This is a genomic window from Rhodococcus sp. UNC23MFCrub1.1, assembly GCF_000686025.1.
GTDB lineage: Bacteria > Actinomycetota > Actinomycetes > Mycobacteriales > Mycobacteriaceae > Rhodococcoides.
Genome location: NZ_JMLQ01000002.1, coordinates 70,335 through 89,685 on the forward strand (window position 1 = coordinate 70,335; position 19,351 = coordinate 89,685).

Below are 19,351 nucleotides of genomic sequence, written 5' to 3' on the forward strand. Positions count from 1 at the left end.
TTCCCTCGGGAGAGCACCTCTCAAACCGAGCGGGCTCCGCCCCCGTGCGCCCTTTGCGTACCCGGGGATGCGCACAAGGCGCACAGGGGCGTAGCCCTTTTGGTGTCTCCGGCGGCCCCGGGGTACTCTTCTCTCCGGACACCGTGCGGTCGTGATCTGCGATCGTGCGATGTTCACCTGATCTGTTCCACCCAAGACCGTTGGTCATCGTGGTCTTCGAAGAGGTTCGCCTCGTCGGAGATGGCGATTGAAGGTCCGGCCGAGCCGGCGACCCACGCAGGAGGACGAGGACCAGGGATACGTGTTGCTGACTCTCTCCGAGTCGCGCCGCCCGCATTCCGACGCCCCGTGTGCCCTGCACCGGGGCGTTTCTGCTTGTTCGGGCCGGGCCGACTCGACGCAACGAGAGGAGGCGAAGTATGGCAAAGGCTGAGAAGGTATCCGCGGTCGCGGAGATCTCCGAGCAGTTCAAGGGCGCCACGGCGGCCGTCGTCACGGAATACCGTGGCTTGTCGGTCACCCGTCTGACGGAGCTCCGTCGGGCCCTCGGTACCGGAGCTACGTACTCCGTCGCCAAGAACACCCTGGTCAAGCGTGCCGCAGCTGATGCGGGCATCGAAGGCCTCGACGACTTGTTCGTCGGTCCGACCGCCATCGCATTCATCGATGGTGAGCCGGTCGACGCTGCCAAGGCGATCAAGCAGTTCGCCAAGGACAACAAGGCGCTCGTCATCAAGGGCGGCTACATGGACGGCCGCGCGCTGTCCGTGGACGAGGTCAACAGGATCGCGGATCTCGAATCCCGCGAGGTCCTGCTGGCCAAGCTCGCCGGCGCGATGAAGGGCAACCTGGCAAAGGCCGCAGGCCTGTTCAACGCTCCCGCTTCGCAGGTCGCGCGTCTCGCGGCTGCGCTGCAGGAGAAGAAGGCTGCAGAAGAGGGCGCCTCGGCGCCGGAAGCCGCAGCTGCCGACTAGCTGATCCGCAAGGACTGCACACCACCCCGTGCGGCCGGCCTCCGGCCTGCACGCAATCTCCTGTCCCCGGATCGGCGACAAGGACTTACAGAGAGGACCGCCACCATGGCGAAGCTCAGCACCGAAGAATTGCTCGACCAGTTCAAGGAGCTCACCCTCCTCGAGCTCTCCGAGTTCGTGAAGGCATTCGAGGAGACCTTCGAGGTCACCGCAGCTGCCCCCGTCGCCGTTGCTGCCGCAGGCGGAGCAGCTGCTCCCGCCGAGGCCGCTGAGGAGCAGGACGAGTTCGACGTCGTCCTCGAGGGCGCCGGCGACAAGAAGATCCAGGTCATCAAGGTCGTCCGTGAGGTCGTCTCCGGCCTGGGCCTGAAGGAAGCCAAGGACCTCGTCGAGAGCGCTCCGAAGGCCATCCTGGAGAAGGTGGACAAGGCTTCGGCCGACGCCGCCAAGGAGAAGCTCGAAGCTGCCGGCGCGAAGATCTCCATCAAGTGATCTAGCCCCACAGCGCAGAAGCGGCCGTACCCCTCGGGGTGCGGCCGCTTTTCTCGTGTCTGGCGACGGCGCGCGGAGTCAGCCCACGGTGGGCAGTGCGGCGCGGGCGAGAAGGCCTCCGCTCGCGGCCCGGATCTCGATCTCCGCGACGTCGGGACGAAGCACCGCGGCGTTCATGCGGCAGTCGATGGTCACGGAGCTGCCGAGGAAGCTGCCCGAGGAACGATCCGCGCCGGTGCGGTCCACCAGAACCACCTCGAACGCTTCGTCGACCGGGACACCCTGCATGTCCAGGACCGTCTCGGTGCCCCACGTGTGAGCAACCAGGCCGCCGTCGACAGTGACGCCGGGACTCGACGCGGTGAAGTCGATCGCCTCGAACGCGCCCAGCTCGCCCGGTGGTCCCTCGACCTCGGGGGCCGCGATCGTGCTGTCGGCGGGCGTCTCGCCACCCCCGGTGCCGACCGTCTGCACACCGAGCACCGCCGCGACGCCCACCGCGATTCCGGCGACAGCTGCAGCGGCCGGGACGAGGCGACCGGGCGCAGACGGTCTGACGATGCGTCGTCGAAGCAGGTCACCGGGTTCCGCATCGACCCAGGTCAGTCCCGCTGCCGACCCCAGCGACGCGACCGTCTCGCGCATCTCACGGATCTCGTCGGCGACGGAGGTGTCCTCGGCCTCCAGAATGCGAAGCTCGCGCCGCTCGGCGTCGGTCAGGTCGCCGGCCACCGCAGCCGCGATCAACTCCTCTCGTCGCGGATGTCCCGGAGTCATCAGGTCTCCTGACCGTCGAAGTGAGCGCGCAGGGCACGCAGTGCGTAGTACGCGCGGGTGCGCAGGGTGCCGATCGCGACGCCGGTGCCGGCCGACAGCTCCGCGTAGGACAGGCCGGTCAGGTGTATGGCCACCACCACCTGTCGATGTTCGGGGGACAGGGTGGCCAGACCCTCCACCACCCGCATCCGGGTCAGGACGTGATCGCTTCGATCGGGTTCCACGGCGTCGCCTTCCGCGACGGGGGAGGACGCGACCAGCGGAGTACGGCCTCGCGACCGCTGAGCATCCGCGACGACGTTGCGTGCGATGGCGAAGAGCCAGGTCCGAGTTCCACCCCGGGACTCGTCGAACCTGTCCCGCGCTCGCCACGCACGTACGAAGGTCTCCTGCACGCAGTCCTCGGCGGCGACACGATCGTGCAACACGTTCACGGCGAAACCCAGCAGCGACGACGCGTGGGCGTCGTAGGCGGCCGTGAGATCGAACGTCCCGCTCTCGCGCGACCGGAAGATCGCCAGCGTCTGCCCCCTCGATGTCGGGGGAGGGGTGTTCCCCGCCGGTGCCCGTGCAGGACGAACCCTACTCACCGTCGACGCCGCTCCGACCTCCATGGTGGGTGTACGTCGAGAAGTGCGACGACGTTCGACCGGTGAACGTTTCGGTCATTCCGGACGTATCCCCTCTCGAAGGACGTCCGCGCATCCCGATCGGAAGGTACGACCACCATGACGACACGCACTGCACGAGGAACGATCATCGTTGCGGGAGGCGCCGCGGCGTTCCTCGCGCTCACCGCTGCTCCCGCGGCAGCAGAGACGCCGGTCGGCGAACCGTCGTCGTTCACCAGTGCCTTCACGGCCATGGCGACTCCGGACCAGGTCCTGAACGCGGACGGCGTCGCGACGCCGGGTGAGCCCGGCGCGACCGGAACGTTCACGTTCCGCATCAACTCGGACGAGAACATCATCTGCTACGACATCACCCTCGAGGGCGTCACCGGCGACTACATGTCGCCGGCGAAGACGGCGACGCACATTCATCAGGCAGCAGTGGGTGCCGCGGGCCCGCCGCGCATCGCGTTCCCGAACCCGTCCCCGGTCGGCGACGGACCTCGCACCAGCAGCGGCTGCCTGCAGGGGCCGTTCACGACCGGCGTGATGGCGAACGGTGCCGACACCGGAACGAACTTCGACCTCGCGGCCATCGAGGCGAACGCCGCCGGGTTCGCCGCGGACAGTCACACCACCGCCTTCGCCGCCGGCGCGGTGCGCGGACAGCTGACCCCGATTCCCGTCGGCGGTGTGGAGACGGGCGCCGGTGGATCCGTCACCGACAGTTCGACCGCGACCGTCGCGGGTGCCGGTGCCGCCGTTCTGGGCGTGGCGGCCCTCGTCGGGCTGGGCGTCGCCCGTCGGCGGAACTCCTGATCGACCGACGCGGATGAGATGGTCGACGCGCGCGAGTGCGTTCCTCCTGGTGGGGCTGGTGGTCGCCTGCGCGCGACCACCGGCCGTACCGCCCACCGAGACAGCGGTGTCCGTCACGTCTCCCGCTGCCGCGACCGTGTCCGAGACGGGACCTCTCGTCCCGGCGCGGGTGTCGGCCCCCGAGATGGGTCTGGACGAACCGTTGATCGAGCTGGGTCTGAACCCGGACAACACCATGGCGGTTCCCGAGGACCACGACGACGTCGGCTGGTTCACCGGCGGCGGGCGGCCCGGGCGTCCCGGTGCGGCCGATCAGGTCGGACCCACGGTGCTGGCCGGTCACGTCGACTCGACCACGGGTCCCTCCGTGTTCTTCCGACTCCGCGACCTCGTGGTGGGAGACGACGTCACGGTCACCACGACAGAGGGCATCGAGGCCAGGTACCGGGTGACGGACATCGGCGACTACGCGAAATCCGAGTTCCCGACGGCGCGCGTGTTCGGCGCCGTCCCGCGCGACGAGATCCGACTGATCACGTGTGCCGGAGTGTTCGACGACGACGCCGGGTCCTACGAGAACAACCTCGTCGTCTTCGGCACCCGCGTGGGGTGATGCGACACCTCAGGCGAGGGAGAAGTTCTCGCCGCGGTGATAGGCCGCGAGGGACGACTCGGTCTCGCGGATCGACGGCGGGTGGAACGCGAACGCCGACACGACGGACTGCAGGTACGCGATGTCCGGGTCGGTGATGAACGCGATGCCGCCCAGTGCTGTCACGGCGGCATCGACCGCGCGCCGTAGTGCGCCTCGAAGCGCAATGCGGCAGAACAACAGTCGAGCCGAGATGTCGGCGCCGCGCTCACCCGAGTCCATCGCCGCGGCGACGGCCTCGAGGCCCGCGATCGCCGCTTCGAGTTCGGCGGCCGCCGAGGTGTAGACGCTGTCGCTGACCTTCGGGTGTCCCACGAGACGCTCCACGAGCGCGGTGGCCGCGCCGATGTACCCGGCGGAGGCGAGGATGCCGAACCACAGGAACCCGGTGAGCTCGTGCATGCCCTCCGGATCGTCCAGCGCGCCGACCATGGTCAGCGACACCGGCACGCGCACGTCCTCGAGGACGACCTCCTCGCTCTCCGCACCCGCGAGAACGGGCGTCGTCCAGAACGGACGCACCGAGACACCGGGCATCGACGCGGGGATGAGGGCGACCGCCTTGCGTGTCTTGCCGCCCTTCTTCTCGCGTGTCGCGACGCTGGCGGCGAGGAAGTCCATCGAGGCCGACAGACTGCACGGCTTCTTGCTGCCGTTGACGACGTAGTCGCCGTCGTCGTAGTAGGCGTCCACGGACGGCACCAGCGTGCTGCCCACGCCCTCCGCGAAGCCGGACGCGATGATCGACTTCTGTTCGATGAGGCCGGCGACGAGCGGCAGCTCCTCCTCGGGACCCGCCATGGCGATCTCGATGATCGTGGCGATCGACAGGTGGTGCATCGTGACGGCGGCGGCGAGCGACGGGGAGGCCGCGCCGATGGCCCGGTGGACGCGCAGTGCCTCGACGGCGGTCGCGCCGAGTCCGCCGAGCGAGGTGGGTGCGATGAGTCCGCACCCGCCCGCGTCGCGGAACGTCGCGATGGCGTCGCTGCCGGGCGCCTCGAGCACGGACAGCGGCGTGGCCTCGAGGTAGGTGGCGAGGGCGGGCAGCAGGCGACGGAGCGTGGCGCGTTCGGTGGACATGAGCCGCGACGGCTGCGCGGTCCCGTCGGACGCGAGAGCTGCTCTGTCAGCGAGAACGGACACGTACCGGCCTTTCGTCGAAGAAGGGTGACCGTGGCTGGGACGGGTGTGGGACACGTGCCAGCACGTCACTCGATACCGCAGTATTCGGGGTCGGCGACGGCCTCGATGGCGCCCGTCTCAACTGCTGTTGCATGACACAAGTGCAGTCGTGTTCGTTGGCAACTACTCACAGGTCGCGGCACCCTCGGGCCGCCTGTGCTGACCGTAGGCTCGAATCACAGACGTCTCCCGTCGCACGGCTCTCCCGGACCGGCGAGCGCACTCGCGTCACGTACCGATCCCCCAATCTTGGAGCGAACATGAGCTCGCAGAGAATGCTCGACCGAATCCGCCACGACAAGAGGATCTGGGCCCATCGTGTGCTGACGAAGCACGACCAGAACCCGTTCTTCCGCGTCATGAAATCGGTCAACGCGCCGGTCGTCGACGTGGAGGACCGCAGCGTCATCATGCTCGGTTCCAACAATTACCTCGGCCTCGCCGACCACCCGCTGGTGCGCGCGGGAGCCGCTGCGGCACTGGACAAATACGGCGCAACGGTCACGGGCAGCCGGTTGCTCAACGGCACCATCTCGCTGCACACGGAACTCGAGGAAGCGCTCGCCGACTGGCACGGGACCGAGCAGGCGCTAGTCTTCACGACCGGCTACCAGGCGAACCTGGGCGGTATCAGCGCGCTGTGCGGTGTGGGTGACACCATCATCGTCGACTCGGCCGCGCACGCGTCCATCTACGATGCCTGCCGCCTCTCACGCGCCACCATCCGCGCCTTCCGTCACAACCGGGTGGACCTGTTGGAGGAGAAGCTCTCCCGCTCCACCGGCGTCGTCATGGTGGTCGTGGACGGTCTCTACTCGATGCACGGCGACCTGGCCCCGCTCGACGAGATCGCCGCGGTCTGCGAGAAGTACGACGCGGCACTGTTCGTCGACGAGGCGCACAGCGTCGCGGTCATGGGCGCGAAGCGCACCGGTGCCGCCGAGCTGTTCGGTATCGAGGACGACATCGACGCCCGGATGGGCTGCCTCTCCAAGGGACTCGGGTCCTCGGGTGGTTTCGTGGCCGGCTCGAAGGACATCGTGGACGCCATGCGCGTGCATGCGCGCACGTTCCTGTTCACCACCGCGGGCGTGCCTGCTGCCCTCGGCGCGGCGCTCGCCTCCGTGCAGCTCATGCAGACCGAGGAGGGCGCCGAGCGCGCCACCCGCACACTCGCGAACGCGCGGTACCTGCACGACGGGCTCGTGGCGGCCGGTGTCGACGTGCACGCGCCGAGCCCTCTCCCGGACGGTACGGACATGGTCTCGCCCATCGTCCCCGTGAACGTCCGTGACGACCTGCGCACCGTCAACACGTGGCGGAAGCTGTGGGACGCGGGCATCTTCGCATCCGCCGCCATGTTCCCGGCGGTGGCCCGCGACGGTGCACTCCTGCGTCTGTGCGTCCAGCCCGATCACACCACCACCCAGCTCGACTACGTGGTGGAGCAGATGGGCCTGTTCCTCGGCGAGAACTCGTCCACGTCCGAGGTGGCGTCGGCCGAGGTGGGGGCAGCGCTCGCCGCGCCGGCGCCGGCATCGGTCTGACCCGGTGGTGACACAGGTCGACCAGCGCACGACGTACGACTGTGCCGCCGCGGTGCTGCACGCGACCCTCACCGACGAGAGATACTGGCAGGACCGGATCGCCGAGATCGGTGGCGGCAGTCGAGTGGTGGAGCATCGCGTCGAGGAGGGCCTGACCACCTCGGTGGTCGACCAGGACCTCGAGGCGGCGGCACTACCGAAGGCGTTGCAGCGCTTCGCCGGAGCGTCGATGTCGGCACGGTGCACCGAGTCGTGGCAGTCGGTGCGCGAGGACGGGTCCGCGCAGGGCCACTACACCCTGCGGGTCGCCCGGATGCCCGTGGTGATCGACGGGGAACTCGAACTTCTCGCGACCGGAGCGCAGCAGTGCGTGCTCCACTTCGTCGGTACGGTCGACGCGTCGATCCCGGTGATGGGTCCGGTGGTCGAGAAGATCATGGTCGGCGAGATCGACAAGAGTTTCTCTGCCGAGCGCGAGTTCACCCAGTCGTGGCTCGCCCTCCGGACCTGAGCCCTCTCATCTGCGGCGCGGGAGTGCGCGCAGGATCGCCTCCAGCACCTGGCGCTGACCACGGCCGGACGTGACGGTGGTTCCGCGCGGCACCGACACGGTCCGGTAGGAACCCGAGACCGGCTGCGCTGCCTGATGTTCGACTCCTCGCAGACGTCGGGGCAGGCGCGGTCCGTTCCGTGCGGCGAGCAGACCGTCCGTGCCCGGCACCGCCGTCAACGTGTCGTCTCCCCGGCGGAGGGCCGCGGCCGTCCGTCGGGTCCTGGTGCGCGGAACCCGCACGAGAAGAACGTCGGTCCCCGCGAACTCACCGGCCGCAGCGTCGATCGCCTCGGCTCGTGCCCGGCGTCCGGCGCGCCCGCGGATGCCGGTACCGAGACCGTGGCCGGGGGCGTCGAGCAGCACCACCCGCGGGCCGTGATCGGCCAGTGTCCGTGCCAGACCGGTGGCGTACCGCGCATGGGAGCCGCGGGGCAGCGCGAGAACGACCGTCGGGGCCGAGGTGTCGGTCCCCTCGTGGATCTCGGCGTGCACCGAGCCCGTCGACGTGCGGATCTGGCGGTGCTCGCACGAGGTGACCGCGCGATCGAGCTCGGCGCTGAAGGGCTTCATGTCCGGGTCCACGTCGCCCCACGTCCGCACGCGGCGAGTGGCGCCGTCCAGGGCCGCCTCGCACACGTGATGACGGACCGGCGCGTGACGGGTCGACAGGATGGGGCGCCCGTTGAGCAACACCATGACGGCCGCGGCCTCGGCGGACGACATCGTCGGGGTCCATCCGGTGGCGCGTTCGAAGGCCGTCGAGTCGACGGCCGCCTCGCCCGAGGAGATCCAGTGGCTGGAGAACGGCAGGATGCGGAGCGCGTACGCGAGATCGACCACGGTGCGCAGGACTCGAAGCGGGATCGGCAGCACCAACTGGCCCTGCATCGCACCGAGTTCGCGCACCCCGAGCCAGTCGCGCGGACCCAGGTTGAAGGGGCCGTTCACGGGTGTCCGGACGGCCCGGTGGAAGGCGTCGGCCAGGTCGTCCTCGTGCAGGAACTGGTAGCGGGACTGCGCCGGATCGGGGAAGGCCACCACGGACTGCGTGAGGGTGTCGATACCGTCGTTCGAGAAGTGGGTGCCCACGATGTAGGTGGGGCGCAGCATCGAGATGGTCATGCCGCCCTCGTGCCGGCGCAGCCACCACTCGACGAAGTGTTCGACCTCTGCCTTGTCGAAGAAATAGTAGCGCAACGGATCCGACGTCGGGAACTCCTCCTCGGTGACGGGTACCGGGAGGTCCTCGCGTCCGTACGCGCTGACACTCGAGGCGATGACCATCGACCGCACACCGGCCCGGTGCGCGCACTCGACGGCGTTGCGCGAGCCCTCCAGGTTGGTCTCGTGGATCGCGGCCTTGTCGCGCTGCTCCTCCACGACGAAAGCCAGGTGGATCACCACGTCACAGCCTGCGAAGGCCGTCTCGAGTTCGGGGGAGCGGATGTCCATCGCGATCGAGCGGAGTTTCGGGTGCCGCACGCGCGGTGCCCGGCGACCCAGCCCGATGACCCGGTCGATCTCCGGATCATCCAGCAGCACAGGGAGAATGACAGCACCGAAATCGCTCGTCGCACCGGTGACGGCGACGGTCAGGCCGCTCACCGTTCGTCCGAGTTGAACTGTCGGGTGATGTCCTGTGGGTCCGTCATGACGACTCCTGTGGTGCGGTGGTGGCGGGGAAGCAAGACCGCGACGACGACGGCGCAGGCGAAGACGGCCGCGGCGGCGAGGTAGGACGCCACCTCGGACCCGGCCATCGCGGCTTCCTTCATGGACAGGACGAGGTTGTCGCGCACCGCGGAGAACATCTCGGGGAGCGGGTACTGCTGGATCTGCTGCACGCTGAGGAAGCTGCCGTTCACGTACTCCCGGTCGCGGTCCGAGAGGATCTCCGACGGAATGGTCGCGACGAGTGGGCCGACGGTGGTGTTGTAGTACGACGCGGTCACGGATCCGAGCACCGCGACACCGAGAGTGCCGCCGAGTTCCCGCGTCGTGTCGTTCACGGCCGAGCCGGCGCCGGCCTCGTCGATGGGCACGGAGGACATGATGGACTCGGTCGCGGGACCCTGGATCACGGCGATGCCGACTGCGAGCACGATCATCGTGGGCAGCAACAGCCCGACGTACGAGCTGTCGATGCCGACCTGACCCGCCATGATCATGCCGATGCCCACCAACAGCAGGCCCGCGACGATCACCGGCATGGTGCCGATCCGCTGTGCCAGCGAGGTCGCGGTCGGTGCGCTCACCGCGAGGGCCACCGCGAACGGCAGTGTGGCGACACCGAACTCGAGCGGCGAGTAGCCGCGGACGCCCTGGAAGTACTGGGTGATGAGGAAGACGTACCCGAAGAGCGAGAAGTAGGCGACCGAGATCGCGAGCGCCGGCATCGCGAAGGGTCGCAACCGGAACAGGCGCACGTCGAGGATCGGGCTGGACACGCGCGACTGGCGTACGACGAAGGCGGATAACAGAACCAGGGACACCGCGATCCCGCCGAGCGTGGGCACGGTCACCCAACCGTGACCCGGCGCTTCGATGAGTGCGTACACCAGGAGCGAGACCCCCGAGAAGGACAGGGCGACACCCGGCAGATCGAGCGGACCGGTGGCCGCAGCGCGTGATTCGGGCACCACGGCGACGATGCCGATCACCGCGACGACGGCGACCGGCACGTTCAGCCAGAACACGGAGTGCCAGGTGAAGTGTTCGATGAGCCACCCGCCCGAGACCGGTCCGATCGCGATGGCGACACCGGCGATCGAGGCCCACACCCCGATGGCCACGGCGCGGTCCGCGGGAGTGCGGAACAGGTCGATGATCACCGCCAGGGTCGCGGGCAGCGCGGCGGCGGCGAAGACCCCCATCAGTGCGCGCGAGGCGATCAGTTGCGGCAGGTCGTCGGCCACCGCTCCCACCACCGACATCGCGGCGAGACCCACGACGCCGATCAGCAGCATGCGGCGCCGCCCGATGCGGTCGGTGATGTTGCCGAACGCCAGCAGCAGACCGCAGAACGTGAGGATGTACGCGTCGACGATCCACTGCAGCCCCGTGAAGCCGGCGCGGAGGTCGGTGGAGATGTCGGGCAGAGCGACGTTGACGACGGTGTTGTCGAGCACGACCAGCAGCTCGACGAGACAGATGACGAGGAAGGCGATCATCCGCCGCGGTGACGAGAGGAGGTGGGACGACGACCGCGGCGGCGGCGCGGCGTGTCGGCCGGTCATGACGGCGAGTCCGGGCCGCCGCCCGGTGCGGAGCCGACGTCCTTCGTTGCGGCGAGACGGTCCACCGCGCGCTCGTCCGAAGTCTGCGGTGCCAGCATGCCCGTGGTGCGGTACGAGGCGGGGAAGAAGAAGAAGACCAGTGCGGCACAGACGAACACGGCTCCGGCCGCCACGTACGCGGCGATGGACGATCCGCGCAGAGCGGCTTCCTTCATCTCCAGGATCAACTGTGCGCGTTGCGGTTCGAACATCGCGGGCAGGTCTCGCTTCTGGATCTCGATGACACTGAGCACGCTGGACTGCGCGTAGCCCTTCTCGGTCTCGCTCATGATGGCGGTGGGGATCCGTTCGACGAGCGGCCGCACCGTCGACACGTAGTAGGAGGCGACGATCGACCCGAGCACCGCGACACCGAGAGTGCCGCCGATCTCGCGGGTGGTGTCGTTCACCGCTGCACCGGCTCCGGCCTCGTCGAGGGGGAGCGAGGACATGATGGATTCCGTCGCGGGGCCCTGGATGATCGCGATGCCCACCGCGAGCAACAGCATCGCGGGCAGGACGAGCGTCAGGTAGGAGCTGTCGATCTCGACGCGGCCCGCGACGAGCAGTCCCGCGCCGATGAGGACGAGCCCGGTCACGAGAACCGGCATCGTGCCGATCTTCTGCGCGACGATCGTCGACACCGGGGAGCTGACGGCCAGCGCGGCGGCGAAGGGCAGTGTCGCGATGCCGAATGCGAGAGGTGAGTACTCGCGCACTCCCTGGAAGTACTGGGTGATGAGGAACAGGAAGCCGAAGAGACTGAAGAATCCCACCGCGATCGACACGGCCGGCCACGCGAACGGACGGATGCGGAAGAGCGACACGTCGAGCACGGGGGACGAGATGCGTCGCTCCCGCTGGACGAACAGCACGAGGAACACCGCGGCGAGCACGAGACCGCCGATCGTCCGCCACGACGTCCAGCCGAAGTTCGGTGCCTCGATGACCACGAACACCAGCAGGGTGACGCCGGCGATCGACAGGATCACGCCGGGCACGTCGAGCGGGCCCACCGCCGAGGCCTTCGACTCGGGGACGATCAGCACCACGAGCACGACGGCGACGAGGGCGACGGGGACGTTCATCCAGAACACCGAGTGCCAGGAGAAGTGTTCGAGCAGCCAGCCGCCCGACACCGGTCCGATCGCGACGGCCACGCCGGCGATGGACGACCACACGCCGATGGCGAGAGCCCGCTCCTGCGGCTTCGGGAACAGGTTGGTGATGACGGCCAGGGTGGCGGGCAGGACCATCGCGGCGAAGACGCCCATGACCGAGCGTGAGGTCAGGACGTGGGCGAGGGAGTCGCCGAGCGCACCGATCACCGACGCGGTGCCCAGGCCCGTGAGGCCGACGACGAGGAACAGCTTGCGCCCGTACCGGTCACCGAGGTTGCCGAACGCCAGGAGCAGGCCGGAGAAGGTGAGGGTGTACGCGTCGACGACCCACTGCAGGCCCGAGATGCCCGTCGCCAACTCGATGCCGATGGACGGCAGCGCCACGTTGATGATGGTCATGTCGAGGACGATGAGGAGTTCGGCGATGCAGATGACGCCGAAGGCCGCGAGTTGGCGACGCCGACCGATCTCGGTGCGGACACCGAACGTCGAGTGCCCCCTCGACCCGGGCGTGCCCGTGTCGTCCTTCGAGCTGCTGCCCATGGCGTGATCCCCCGTATTCCCCCCGGACCCCGCCCGCGGATGCAGCGCGGCGAGTGTCGTGCGCGAGCGCAACGCTAGGTGTCACGACGGCACTGTCGACGCTAACGGCGGGAGCGCGGGAGAAGTCGGTGTGACGTCACAGAGTTGCGTCAGCGAGCCGGTGACGCCGTACGACGCTGCAGGTGGGAGCGCCCGTCCCGCGCCACGCGGCGTGAGCCCGGGCCGCCCGCGCGTGCACCGCCGCCACCAATTTCGGCCTTGTCGGCGCCGTTCCCTCGTGAATCGGGCGTTCATGGGTCACACTTCTATCCGGAGACTGCGGCCAGGTCGGGGGACGTGTTACTGGGCGGTAAGGTCCGTGGTCGTTGCGACCACTCGGCTGGGTTAGAGTGACGCGACGCACACAGGTGTCGACGCGTTCGCGTCGTGTGCGACGAGCAGTGGGAGGGATCCACATGGGTGTCGAGGTTTCGGTCGAGGGATTGACCAAGTCGTTCGGTGTGCAGAAGATCTGGCAGGACGTCACGTTGACGCTCCCGAAGGGTGAGGTCAGTGCTCTCCTGGGGCCGTCCGGTACCGGTAAGTCCGTCTTCCTCAAGTCGCTCATCGGCCTTCTCCGACCGGAGGAGGGTTCGATCGTCGTCGACGGCACGGACATCATGGAGTGCTCGTCCAAGGAGCTCTACGAGATCCGCAAGTTGTTCGGCGTGCTCTTCCAGGACGGCGCCCTCTTCGGCTCCATGAACCTGTACGACAACACCGCCTTCCCGCTTCGTGAGCACACGAAGAAGAAGGAGGACGAGATCCGCAGCATCGTCATGGAGAAGCTCGAGCTGGTCGGTCTGACCGGTGCCGAGAACAAGCTCCCCGGCGAGATCTCGGGCGGTATGCGCAAGCGTGCCGGTCTGGCGCGTGCGCTCGTCCTCGACCCCGAGATCATCCTGGTGGACGAGCCCGACTCGGGCCTCGACCCGGTGCGCACCACCTACATCAGCCAGCTGCTGCTCAACATCAACGCCCAGATCGACGCGACGATGCTGATCGTCACGCACAACATCAATCTCGCGCGCACGGTGCCGGACAACATCGGCATGCTGTTCCGCAAGAACCTCGTCATGTTCGGTCCGCGCGAGGTGCTGCTCACCTCCGACGAGCCCGCCGTGAAGCAGTTCCTGAACGGCACGATGATCGGGCCGATCGGCATGAGCGAGGAGAAGGACGAGGCGCAGATGCGCCAGGAGCAGGCCCTCTCCGATGCCGGCCACAACCTCGGCGGTGTCGAGGACGTGGAGGGCATCATGCCGCAGATGGATCCCACGCCCGGCATGCCGCGTCGTCAGGCCGTGGATCGTCGTCGCGACCGGGTGCGCAGCATCATGCACACGCTGCCCGAGCACGCACAGCACGCCATCCAGCAGAGCCTCGACGAGGCGGACGGCCAGGACGGCCGTCAGGCGGAGCCGGCGTACGCGGGTGCTCAGCAGGGCTACCAGGAGTCGTACGGTCAGCAGTCGGGCCACGACCAGCAGCCGGCCTACGGCAACCAGAGCTACGACCAGGGCCAGAGCTACGACCAGGGTCAGACGTACGACCAGAATCAGGGCTACAGCAACCAGGGGTGGAGTGAGCCCGGCCAGGACCGGAACGACGGTTTTCCTTCCAGTGGCTCGCGGGGCTGACCGAAAACAATGGCTAAAACGAAGAACCCGATTCTCAAGTCGGGCACTGCAGCGCTGGCCCAGGCAGGAAACATCGTCGAACTTCTGGTCGATGTCGCGCGCAACACCTTCCGGCGCCCCTTCCAATTCCGCGAATTCATCGAACAGGCCTGGTTCATCGCCAGCGTCACCATTCTTCCGACCGCGCTGGTCGCCATTCCGTTCGGCGCGGTGGTCTCCCTGCAGACCGGGTCGCTGATCAAGCAGCTCGGCGCCGAGTCCTTCACCGGTGCCGCCAGCGTGCTGGCGGTGGTTCAGCAGGGCAGTCCCATCGTGGTGGCGTTGCTCATCGCGGGTGCGGCGGGATCGGCCGTGACGGCCGACCTCGGTTCACGCACCATCCGCGAGGAGATCGACGCCATGCGGGTGCTCGGAATCGATCCGGTGCAGCGCCTGGTCGTTCCCCGCGTGCTCGCGATGATTCTCGTCGCGCTGCTGCTCAACGGCCTGGTGTCCGTCATCGGCATCGCCGGTGGTTACTTCTTCAACGTGATCCTGCAGGACGGAACGCCCGGCGCGTACCTGGCGTCGTTCTCCACGTTGGCGCAGCTGCCCGACCTGTGGGTCGGTGAGCTCAAGGCCGTGGTGTTCGGTCTCATCGCCGGCGTCATCGCGTCCTACAAGGGGCTGCATCCCAATCCCGGTCCGAAGGGCGTGGGTGAAGCGGTGAACCAGACCGTCGTCATCACGTTCCTGATCCTGTTCTTCGCCAACCTGATCATGACGTTGGTCTACCTGCAGGTCGTCCCTGCGAAGGGAGGGTGAGCGATGACCATCGCTCGTGGTCGTGGAGACCGCACCCTGCTCCGGCTCCGTAGCGCGGCCTCGGCTCCGCTCGGTGTGCTGGACCGTGCCGGTGAACAGATGTCGTTCTACGGACGCGCGATCGGGTGGATCCCGAAGACGGCCGTGCACTACAAGAAGGAGACCCTCCGCCTGCTCGCGGAGGTGACGTTCGGTTCCGGCGCTCTCGCCGTCATCGGCGGCACCATCGGCGTCATCCTGATGATGTCCGGGTTCACCGGTGTCGTCGTCGGTCTGCAGGGCTTCGCGGCGCTCGAACAGCTCGGCAGCCAGGTGCTGACGGGCTTCCTGTCGGCGTACGTGAACACCCGTGAGATCGCGCCCATCGTGGCGTCCCTCGCGCTGTCCGCGACCGTCGGCTGCGGCTTCACCGCCCAGCTCGGCGCCATGCGCATCTCCGAGGAGATCGACGCACTCGAGGTCATGGCCGTTCCGTCCGTGCCGTTCCTGGTGTCGACGCGCATGATCGCCGGATTCATCGCCGTCATTCCGCTGTACATCGTCGGCCTGCTGTCCGCCTATCTTGCGTCCCGCTTGGTGAGCACCGTCTTCAACGGTCAGTCACCGGGCTCGTACGACCATTACTTCACGCTCTTCCTGCCCCCGGAGGACGTGCTCTACTCCTTCGCCAAGGTGCTGGTCTTCGCCTTCGTGCTCATCATGATCCACTGCTACTACGGCTACACCGCGTCGGGCGGACCCGCCGGCGTCGGCGTGGCCGTCGGTCGTGCCGTGCGTGCCGCACTGGTCACGGTCGCGGTGCTGAACTTCTTCCTGAGCCTCGCCATCTGGGGCACCACGACGACGGTGAGGGTCGCCGGATGAACCACGCTCCGTCGGCGACACGTCGTCGCCTCCTCGGAATCGGATTCCTGCTCGTCGTCGTTCTCTTCGTCGCCTGGAGCATCACGACCTTCAACAAGACGTTCAAGGACGTCGTCATGGTCGACCTGATCACCGACACCGTCGGCAACGCGCTGCCCGCCAACGCGGACGTGAAGGCGCGCGGGATGATCGTCGGCGAGGTGCGGTCCGCCACCACCGAGAACGGTGAGGTCACGTCCGAGCTGGCACTCGATCCCGGTCTCGTGGGCACCATCCCCTCCAACGTCACCGCCCGGTTGCTGCCGAAGACGCTCTTCGGCGAGCGCTACGTCGCGCTCCAGATCCCCGAGAACTCCGCCGGCGCCAGCCCTCTCGCCGAGGGCGCGGTGATCCGTCAGGACACCAGCGGCAACGCGGTCGAGGTCGGGCAGCTGCTCGACTCGCTGCTCCCGCTCCTCGACGCCATCCCGCCGCAGGATCTCGCCAACACGCTCGGTGCGCTGTCGCAGGCTCTCGAGGGCAACGGCGAGCGGCTCGGTCTGACTCTCGACCGGCTCGAGGAGATCTTCTCGGGTCTGAACGACGAGCTGCCGAACATCCAGCAGGATCTCGTCGGCATCGCGGACCTGTCGGAGACGTACTCGACCGCGGCTCCGGATCTGATCGACGCGCTCGACAACCTGCGCGTCACCGGGAACACGGTGGTGGAGAAGCAGAACGACGTCACCACGCTCCTGGCGAGCGCCACCGCGTCGTCGGGCTCGCTGGCCGACCTGGTGCAGACCAACGCCGAGTCCATCGTGTCCATCGCGGCGGACTCCCGCGAGGCGCTCGAACTGCTCGCCGAGTTCTCCCCGTCGTTCGGCTGCACGTTCACCGAGTTCGTCCGTGTCGCCGACGAGGCGAAGAAGATCCTCTCGGTCGACGACGCGTACCCCGGCGTCCGCGCGTCGATCAACTTCGTCAACCCCAAGGGGCGCTACATCCCCAACCAGGACGAGCCGCGACTGTTCGACACCCGTGGCCCGTCGTGCTTCGAGAACGTGACCACACCCGGCAAGTTCTTCCCGCAGTACCCGGGCAGCGGCGTCAACGACGGCTCCTACCAGGTGCCGTCGCGCAACCCCGGTCCCGCGGTCGACCCCGGCGCGCTGCCCAACCCGCTGCAGTCGCCCGTCCCGGCGGCCTACGCCGGATCGGACATCGAACGGGACACGCTGGCCGTGGTCTACGGCGGAGGCTCCGGCATCTCGCCGGACCAGGTCCCCGCGTGGACCACCCTGGTGGGCGCTCCGGCGCTCCGCGGCACGGAAGTGAGTGTGCGATGAGAGGCCTAGCGGCACCGCTGATCAAGCTGATCGTCTTCGCGGTGGTGACCATTCTGGCGACGGCCGCCCTGGCGTTGACCATCGCCAACGGGGCCGGGTCCGGCAAGACCAAGTTCTCGGCCATCTTCACCGACGTCTCCTCGCTCAACGAGGGCGACGAGGTGCGCATCGCCGGCGTGCGCGTCGGCCAGGTGGAGAAGATCGAGATCCACGAGCGTGACCTGGCTCAGGTGGACTTCGCGCTGACCGAGCGTGAATGGCTGCCGGCCTCCACCACCGCGACCATCCGCTACCGGAACCTGATCGGGCAGCGCTACATCGCGCTCGAGCAGGGCACTGGCGACCAGGGCGAGAAGATCACCAGCGGAGCCACCATCCCGCTCGATCGGACGTCCCCCGCGGTGAACCTGACGACACTGTTCAACGGCTTCCGTCCGCTGTTCCAGACGCTGACGGCCGACGACGTGAACAAGCTGTCCTACGAGATCATCCAGGTCTTCCAGGGTGAGTCCGGCACCATCGGCGATCTGGTGCGCGACACCGCGAGCCTGACCAACACGGTCGCGGACAAGGATCAGGTCATCGGGGCGGTCATCGACAACCTCAACGGGGTCCTCGACACGGTGAACCAGCACGACAAGGAACTCGACCAGTTGATCGTGAACACCCAGGCGCTGGTGTCGGGGCTGTCGGCGGATCGTGACACCGTCGGCTCGGCGGTCACCTCGCTGGCCGGTCTGACCGACGCGACAGCGGATCTGCTCGAGCCGACCCGTCCGTCCATCCAGTCGGCCATCTCGTCGATCGACGGACTGTCGACCAAGATCAACAATCGGCAGCAGGACTTCGACAACATCCTGTCGAACTTCCCGGTCAAGCTCGAGAAGCTGATCCGCGTCGCCAGCTACGGCTCGTGGTTCCAGTTCTACCTGTGCGGCATCGACATCGTCGCCGGGCCGGGCTACGCGCCGCAGCTCAACCTCCCGACAGGACTGCCCACCATCAATCAGCCGCTGTACACCAACTCCGCGAAGCGTTGCGCCGCAGGAGGTATCTCGTGACGAAACGCAAGCCCGCGGTGCTGGGTGCCCTCGGCATCTTCATCATCCTGATGGCGACGCTGTCCGCGTTCTTCCTCGACTCGCTGCCGATCATCGGTGCCGGATCGAAGTACACCGCGAACTTCTCCGAAGCGGCCGGTCTGCGCGCCAGCAACGAGGTGCGGATCGCCGGCGTGAAGGTCGGCAAGGTCACCGACGTCGCCCTCGACGGCGACAAGGTGAAGGTCGAGTTCACGGTCAGTGACGCGTGGGTCGGCGACAAGACGTCGGCGTCCATCCAGATCAAGACGTTGCTCGGACAGAAGTTCCTCTCGCTCGAGCCCAAGGGCGAGGAGCGGCTGAACCCGCGCGACGCGATCCCGATCGACCGCACGACGGCCCCCTACGACGTCATCGACGCGTTCTCCGACGCCGCCCGCACCACCGGCGACATCGACACGACGCAGCTCGCGACGAGCATGGAGACGCTGTCGCAGGCGTTCTCCGAGACGCCGGAGAACATCCGCGCGTCGCTCGACGGTGTCACGCGGTTGTCCGAGACCATCTCCTCCCGTGACGACGAGCTGAGCAAGCTCTTCGCCGCGACCGACAAGACGACGCAGGTCCTCGCCGACCGCAACCAGGAGTTCACCAAGCTGATCGGTGACGCCTCGGTCCTGTTGCAGGAGTTGAACAATCGGCAGCAGTCCATCTCGCAGCTGCTCATCGGCACGCAGCGGGTGTCCACTCAGCTGACCGGTCTGATCCGCGACAACGAGGCACAGATCGGGCCCGCACTCCAGTCGCTGGGTCAGGTCATCGACACCCTGAAGACCAACAACCAGAACATCGCCGAGGCGATCAAGCTGTACTCGCCGTTCGTCCGGCTGTACACCAACATCGTCGGTAACGGCCGCTGGTTCGATCAGGTCATCGTCAACACCTTCCCGCCCGGTCTCCCGGACATTCCGGGATACCGTGAGCCGATTCGCACCCTCGGTGTGGATCCCGTCCGTAGTCCGGGAGCAGGCCAGTGACCGCATCCACCGACCAGGAAGCCCCGTCGAACGGCGGCTTCTTCAGCAAG

General features: G+C 67.8%; 18 protein-coding genes. 12 read left to right on the plus strand and 6 right to left on the minus strand.

Annotation, left to right across the window (positions count from 1 at the left end; genetic code table 11):
• Positions 1-419 precede the first annotated feature (419 nt).
• Positions 420-974, plus strand: coding sequence for a 50S ribosomal protein L10 (rplJ, locus tag BR07_RS0105450; RefSeq protein ID WP_027504560.1), 555 nt, complete (start codon positions 420-422; stop codon positions 972-974).
• Between the two features lie 105 nt (positions 975-1,079).
• A complete protein-coding gene (gene rplL, locus BR07_RS0105455; RefSeq protein WP_027504561.1) occupies positions 1,080-1,466 on the plus strand; it encodes a 50S ribosomal protein L7/L12 in 387 nt (128 codons plus the stop codon).
• Between the two features lie 78 nt (positions 1,467-1,544).
• Here rplL and BR07_RS0105460 read toward each other — a convergent pair whose 3' ends face one another.
• Together BR07_RS0105460 and BR07_RS23455 are read right to left on the minus strand one after the other, a co-directional pair.
• Positions 1,545-2,243 (minus strand): hypothetical protein, encoded by a 699-nt coding sequence (locus BR07_RS0105460; protein WP_027504562.1) that lies wholly within the window; start codon positions 2,241-2,243, stop codon positions 1,545-1,547.
• Entirely contained in the window at positions 2,243-2,833 is a 591-nt protein-coding gene (locus BR07_RS23455) for a sigma-70 family RNA polymerase sigma factor (protein WP_231476214.1), read from the minus strand. Before BR07_RS23455 ends, BR07_RS0105460 begins: the two co-directional genes overlap by 1 nt.
• 138 nt (positions 2,834-2,971) lie before the next feature.
• Between BR07_RS23455 and BR07_RS0105470 the strand changes: the two genes are divergently transcribed.
• Together BR07_RS0105470 and BR07_RS23460 are read left to right on the plus strand one after the other, a co-directional pair.
• On the plus strand, positions 2,972-3,673 hold the full coding sequence (locus BR07_RS0105470; RefSeq protein WP_027504563.1) for a CHRD domain-containing protein: 702 nt from the start codon (positions 2,972-2,974) through the stop codon (positions 3,671-3,673).
• Between the two features lie 13 nt (positions 3,674-3,686).
• Positions 3,687-4,286 carry a class F sortase gene (locus BR07_RS23460; protein ID WP_051613091.1) on the plus strand — a complete coding sequence of 200 codons (600 nt, stop codon included), beginning with the start codon at positions 3,687-3,689 and terminating at the stop codon, positions 4,284-4,286.
• Between the two features lie 9 nt (positions 4,287-4,295).
• Here BR07_RS23460 and BR07_RS0105480 read toward each other — a convergent pair whose 3' ends face one another.
• Positions 4,296-5,471 (minus strand): acyl-CoA dehydrogenase family protein, encoded by a 1,176-nt coding sequence (locus BR07_RS0105480; RefSeq protein ID WP_231476216.1) that lies wholly within the window; start codon positions 5,469-5,471, stop codon positions 4,296-4,298.
• Positions 5,472-5,770: 299 nt separating this feature from the next.
• On the opposite strand from BR07_RS0105480, the gene BR07_RS23465 reads away from it, so the two are divergent.
• The gene (locus BR07_RS23465; protein WP_081821120.1) at positions 5,771-7,057 is read left to right on the plus strand and encodes an aminotransferase class I/II-fold pyridoxal phosphate-dependent enzyme; all 1,287 of its coding nucleotides are present in this window, start codon (positions 5,771-5,773) and stop codon (positions 7,055-7,057) included.
• A 7-nt stretch (positions 7,058-7,064) separates the two neighbouring features.
• The gene (locus BR07_RS0105490) at positions 7,065-7,568 is read left to right on the plus strand and encodes a DUF2505 domain-containing protein (RefSeq protein WP_197027737.1); all 504 of its coding nucleotides are present in this window, start codon (positions 7,065-7,067) and stop codon (positions 7,566-7,568) included.
• Between the two features lie 6 nt (positions 7,569-7,574).
• Here the strand turns inward: BR07_RS0105490 and BR07_RS27300 are convergent, their stop codons facing one another.
• The 3 genes from BR07_RS27300 to BR07_RS23480 are packed head-to-tail and all read right to left on the minus strand — an operon-like array spanning position 7,575 to position 12,549.
• Complete coding sequence (locus BR07_RS27300) at positions 7,575-9,215, minus strand: NAD-dependent epimerase/dehydratase family protein (protein WP_051613092.1); 1,641 nt, start codon at positions 9,213-9,215, stop codon at positions 7,575-7,577.
• Positions 9,212-10,846: an MFS transporter gene (locus BR07_RS23475; protein WP_051613093.1), complete on the minus strand. Its 1,635-nt coding sequence runs from the start codon at positions 10,844-10,846 to the stop codon at positions 9,212-9,214. The genes BR07_RS27300 and BR07_RS23475 overlap by 4 nt, the downstream gene beginning before the upstream one ends.
• Positions 10,843-12,549 carry an MFS transporter gene (locus BR07_RS23480; RefSeq protein WP_081821122.1) on the minus strand — a complete coding sequence of 569 codons (1,707 nt, stop codon included), beginning with the start codon at positions 12,547-12,549 and terminating at the stop codon, positions 10,843-10,845. Before BR07_RS23480 ends, BR07_RS23475 begins: the two co-directional genes overlap by 4 nt.
• A 455-nt stretch (positions 12,550-13,004) precedes the next feature.
• On the opposite strand from BR07_RS23480, the gene BR07_RS23485 reads away from it, so the two are divergent.
• Genes BR07_RS23485 through BR07_RS0105535 form a run of 6 tightly spaced genes read left to right on the plus strand, consistent with a single transcriptional unit; the run spans position 13,005 to position 19,301 of the window.
• A complete protein-coding gene (locus BR07_RS23485) occupies positions 13,005-14,228 on the plus strand; it encodes an ABC transporter ATP-binding protein (protein ID WP_051613163.1) in 1,224 nt (407 codons plus the stop codon).
• A gap of 9 nt (positions 14,229-14,237) precedes the next feature.
• Positions 14,238-15,032 carry an MlaE family ABC transporter permease gene (locus BR07_RS0105515; protein ID WP_027504566.1) on the plus strand — a complete coding sequence of 265 codons (795 nt, stop codon included), beginning with the start codon at positions 14,238-14,240 and terminating at the stop codon, positions 15,030-15,032.
• Positions 15,033-15,035: 3 nt separating this feature from the next.
• Positions 15,036-15,896: an MlaE family ABC transporter permease gene (locus BR07_RS0105520; protein ID WP_027504567.1), complete on the plus strand. Its 861-nt coding sequence runs from the start codon at positions 15,036-15,038 to the stop codon at positions 15,894-15,896.
• The gene (locus tag BR07_RS0105525; RefSeq protein ID WP_027504568.1) at positions 15,893-17,224 is read left to right on the plus strand and encodes an MCE family protein; all 1,332 of its coding nucleotides are present in this window, start codon (positions 15,893-15,895) and stop codon (positions 17,222-17,224) included. The genes BR07_RS0105520 and BR07_RS0105525 overlap by 4 nt, the downstream gene beginning before the upstream one ends.
• Complete coding sequence (locus BR07_RS0105530; RefSeq protein ID WP_027504569.1) at positions 17,221-18,285, plus strand: MCE family protein; 1,065 nt, start codon at positions 17,221-17,223, stop codon at positions 18,283-18,285. Before BR07_RS0105525 ends, BR07_RS0105530 begins: the two co-directional genes overlap by 4 nt.
• A complete protein-coding gene (locus BR07_RS0105535; protein WP_037184706.1) occupies positions 18,282-19,301 on the plus strand; it encodes an MCE family protein in 1,020 nt (339 codons plus the stop codon). The genes BR07_RS0105530 and BR07_RS0105535 overlap by 4 nt, the downstream gene beginning before the upstream one ends.
• Positions 19,302-19,351: the final 50 nt, after the last annotated feature.

Coding starts and splice junctions, on each gene's coding strand:
- BR07_RS0105525 (WP_027504568.1), top strand. CDS start 15,893: ATGAACCACGCTCCGTCGGCGACACGTCGTCGCCTCCTCGGAATCGGA.
- rplJ (WP_027504560.1), top strand. CDS start 420: ATGGCAAAGGCTGAGAAGGTATCCGCGGTCGCGGAGATCTCCGAGCAG.
- BR07_RS0105470 (WP_027504563.1), top strand. CDS start 2,972: ATGACGACACGCACTGCACGAGGAACGATCATCGTTGCGGGAGGCGCC.
- BR07_RS0105530 (WP_027504569.1), top strand. CDS start 17,221: ATGAGAGGCCTAGCGGCACCGCTGATCAAGCTGATCGTCTTCGCGGTG.
- BR07_RS23460 (WP_051613091.1), top strand. CDS start 3,687: ATGAGATGGTCGACGCGCGCGAGTGCGTTCCTCCTGGTGGGGCTGGTG.
- BR07_RS0105520 (WP_027504567.1), top strand. CDS start 15,036: ATGACCATCGCTCGTGGTCGTGGAGACCGCACCCTGCTCCGGCTCCGT.
- BR07_RS23465 (WP_081821120.1), top strand. CDS start 5,771: ATGAGCTCGCAGAGAATGCTCGACCGAATCCGCCACGACAAGAGGATC.
- BR07_RS23485 (WP_051613163.1), top strand. CDS start 13,005: ATGGGTGTCGAGGTTTCGGTCGAGGGATTGACCAAGTCGTTCGGTGTG.
- BR07_RS23475 (WP_051613093.1), bottom strand. CDS start 10,846: ATGACCGGCCGACACGCCGCGCCGCCGCCGCGGTCGTCGTCCCACCTC.
- BR07_RS0105460 (WP_027504562.1), bottom strand. CDS start 2,243: ATGACTCCGGGACATCCGCGACGAGAGGAGTTGATCGCGGCTGCGGTG.
- rplL (WP_027504561.1), top strand. CDS start 1,080: ATGGCGAAGCTCAGCACCGAAGAATTGCTCGACCAGTTCAAGGAGCTC.
- BR07_RS23480 (WP_081821122.1), bottom strand. CDS start 12,549: ATGGGCAGCAGCTCGAAGGACGACACGGGCACGCCCGGGTCGAGGGGG.
- BR07_RS0105515 (WP_027504566.1), top strand. CDS start 14,238: ATGGCTAAAACGAAGAACCCGATTCTCAAGTCGGGCACTGCAGCGCTG.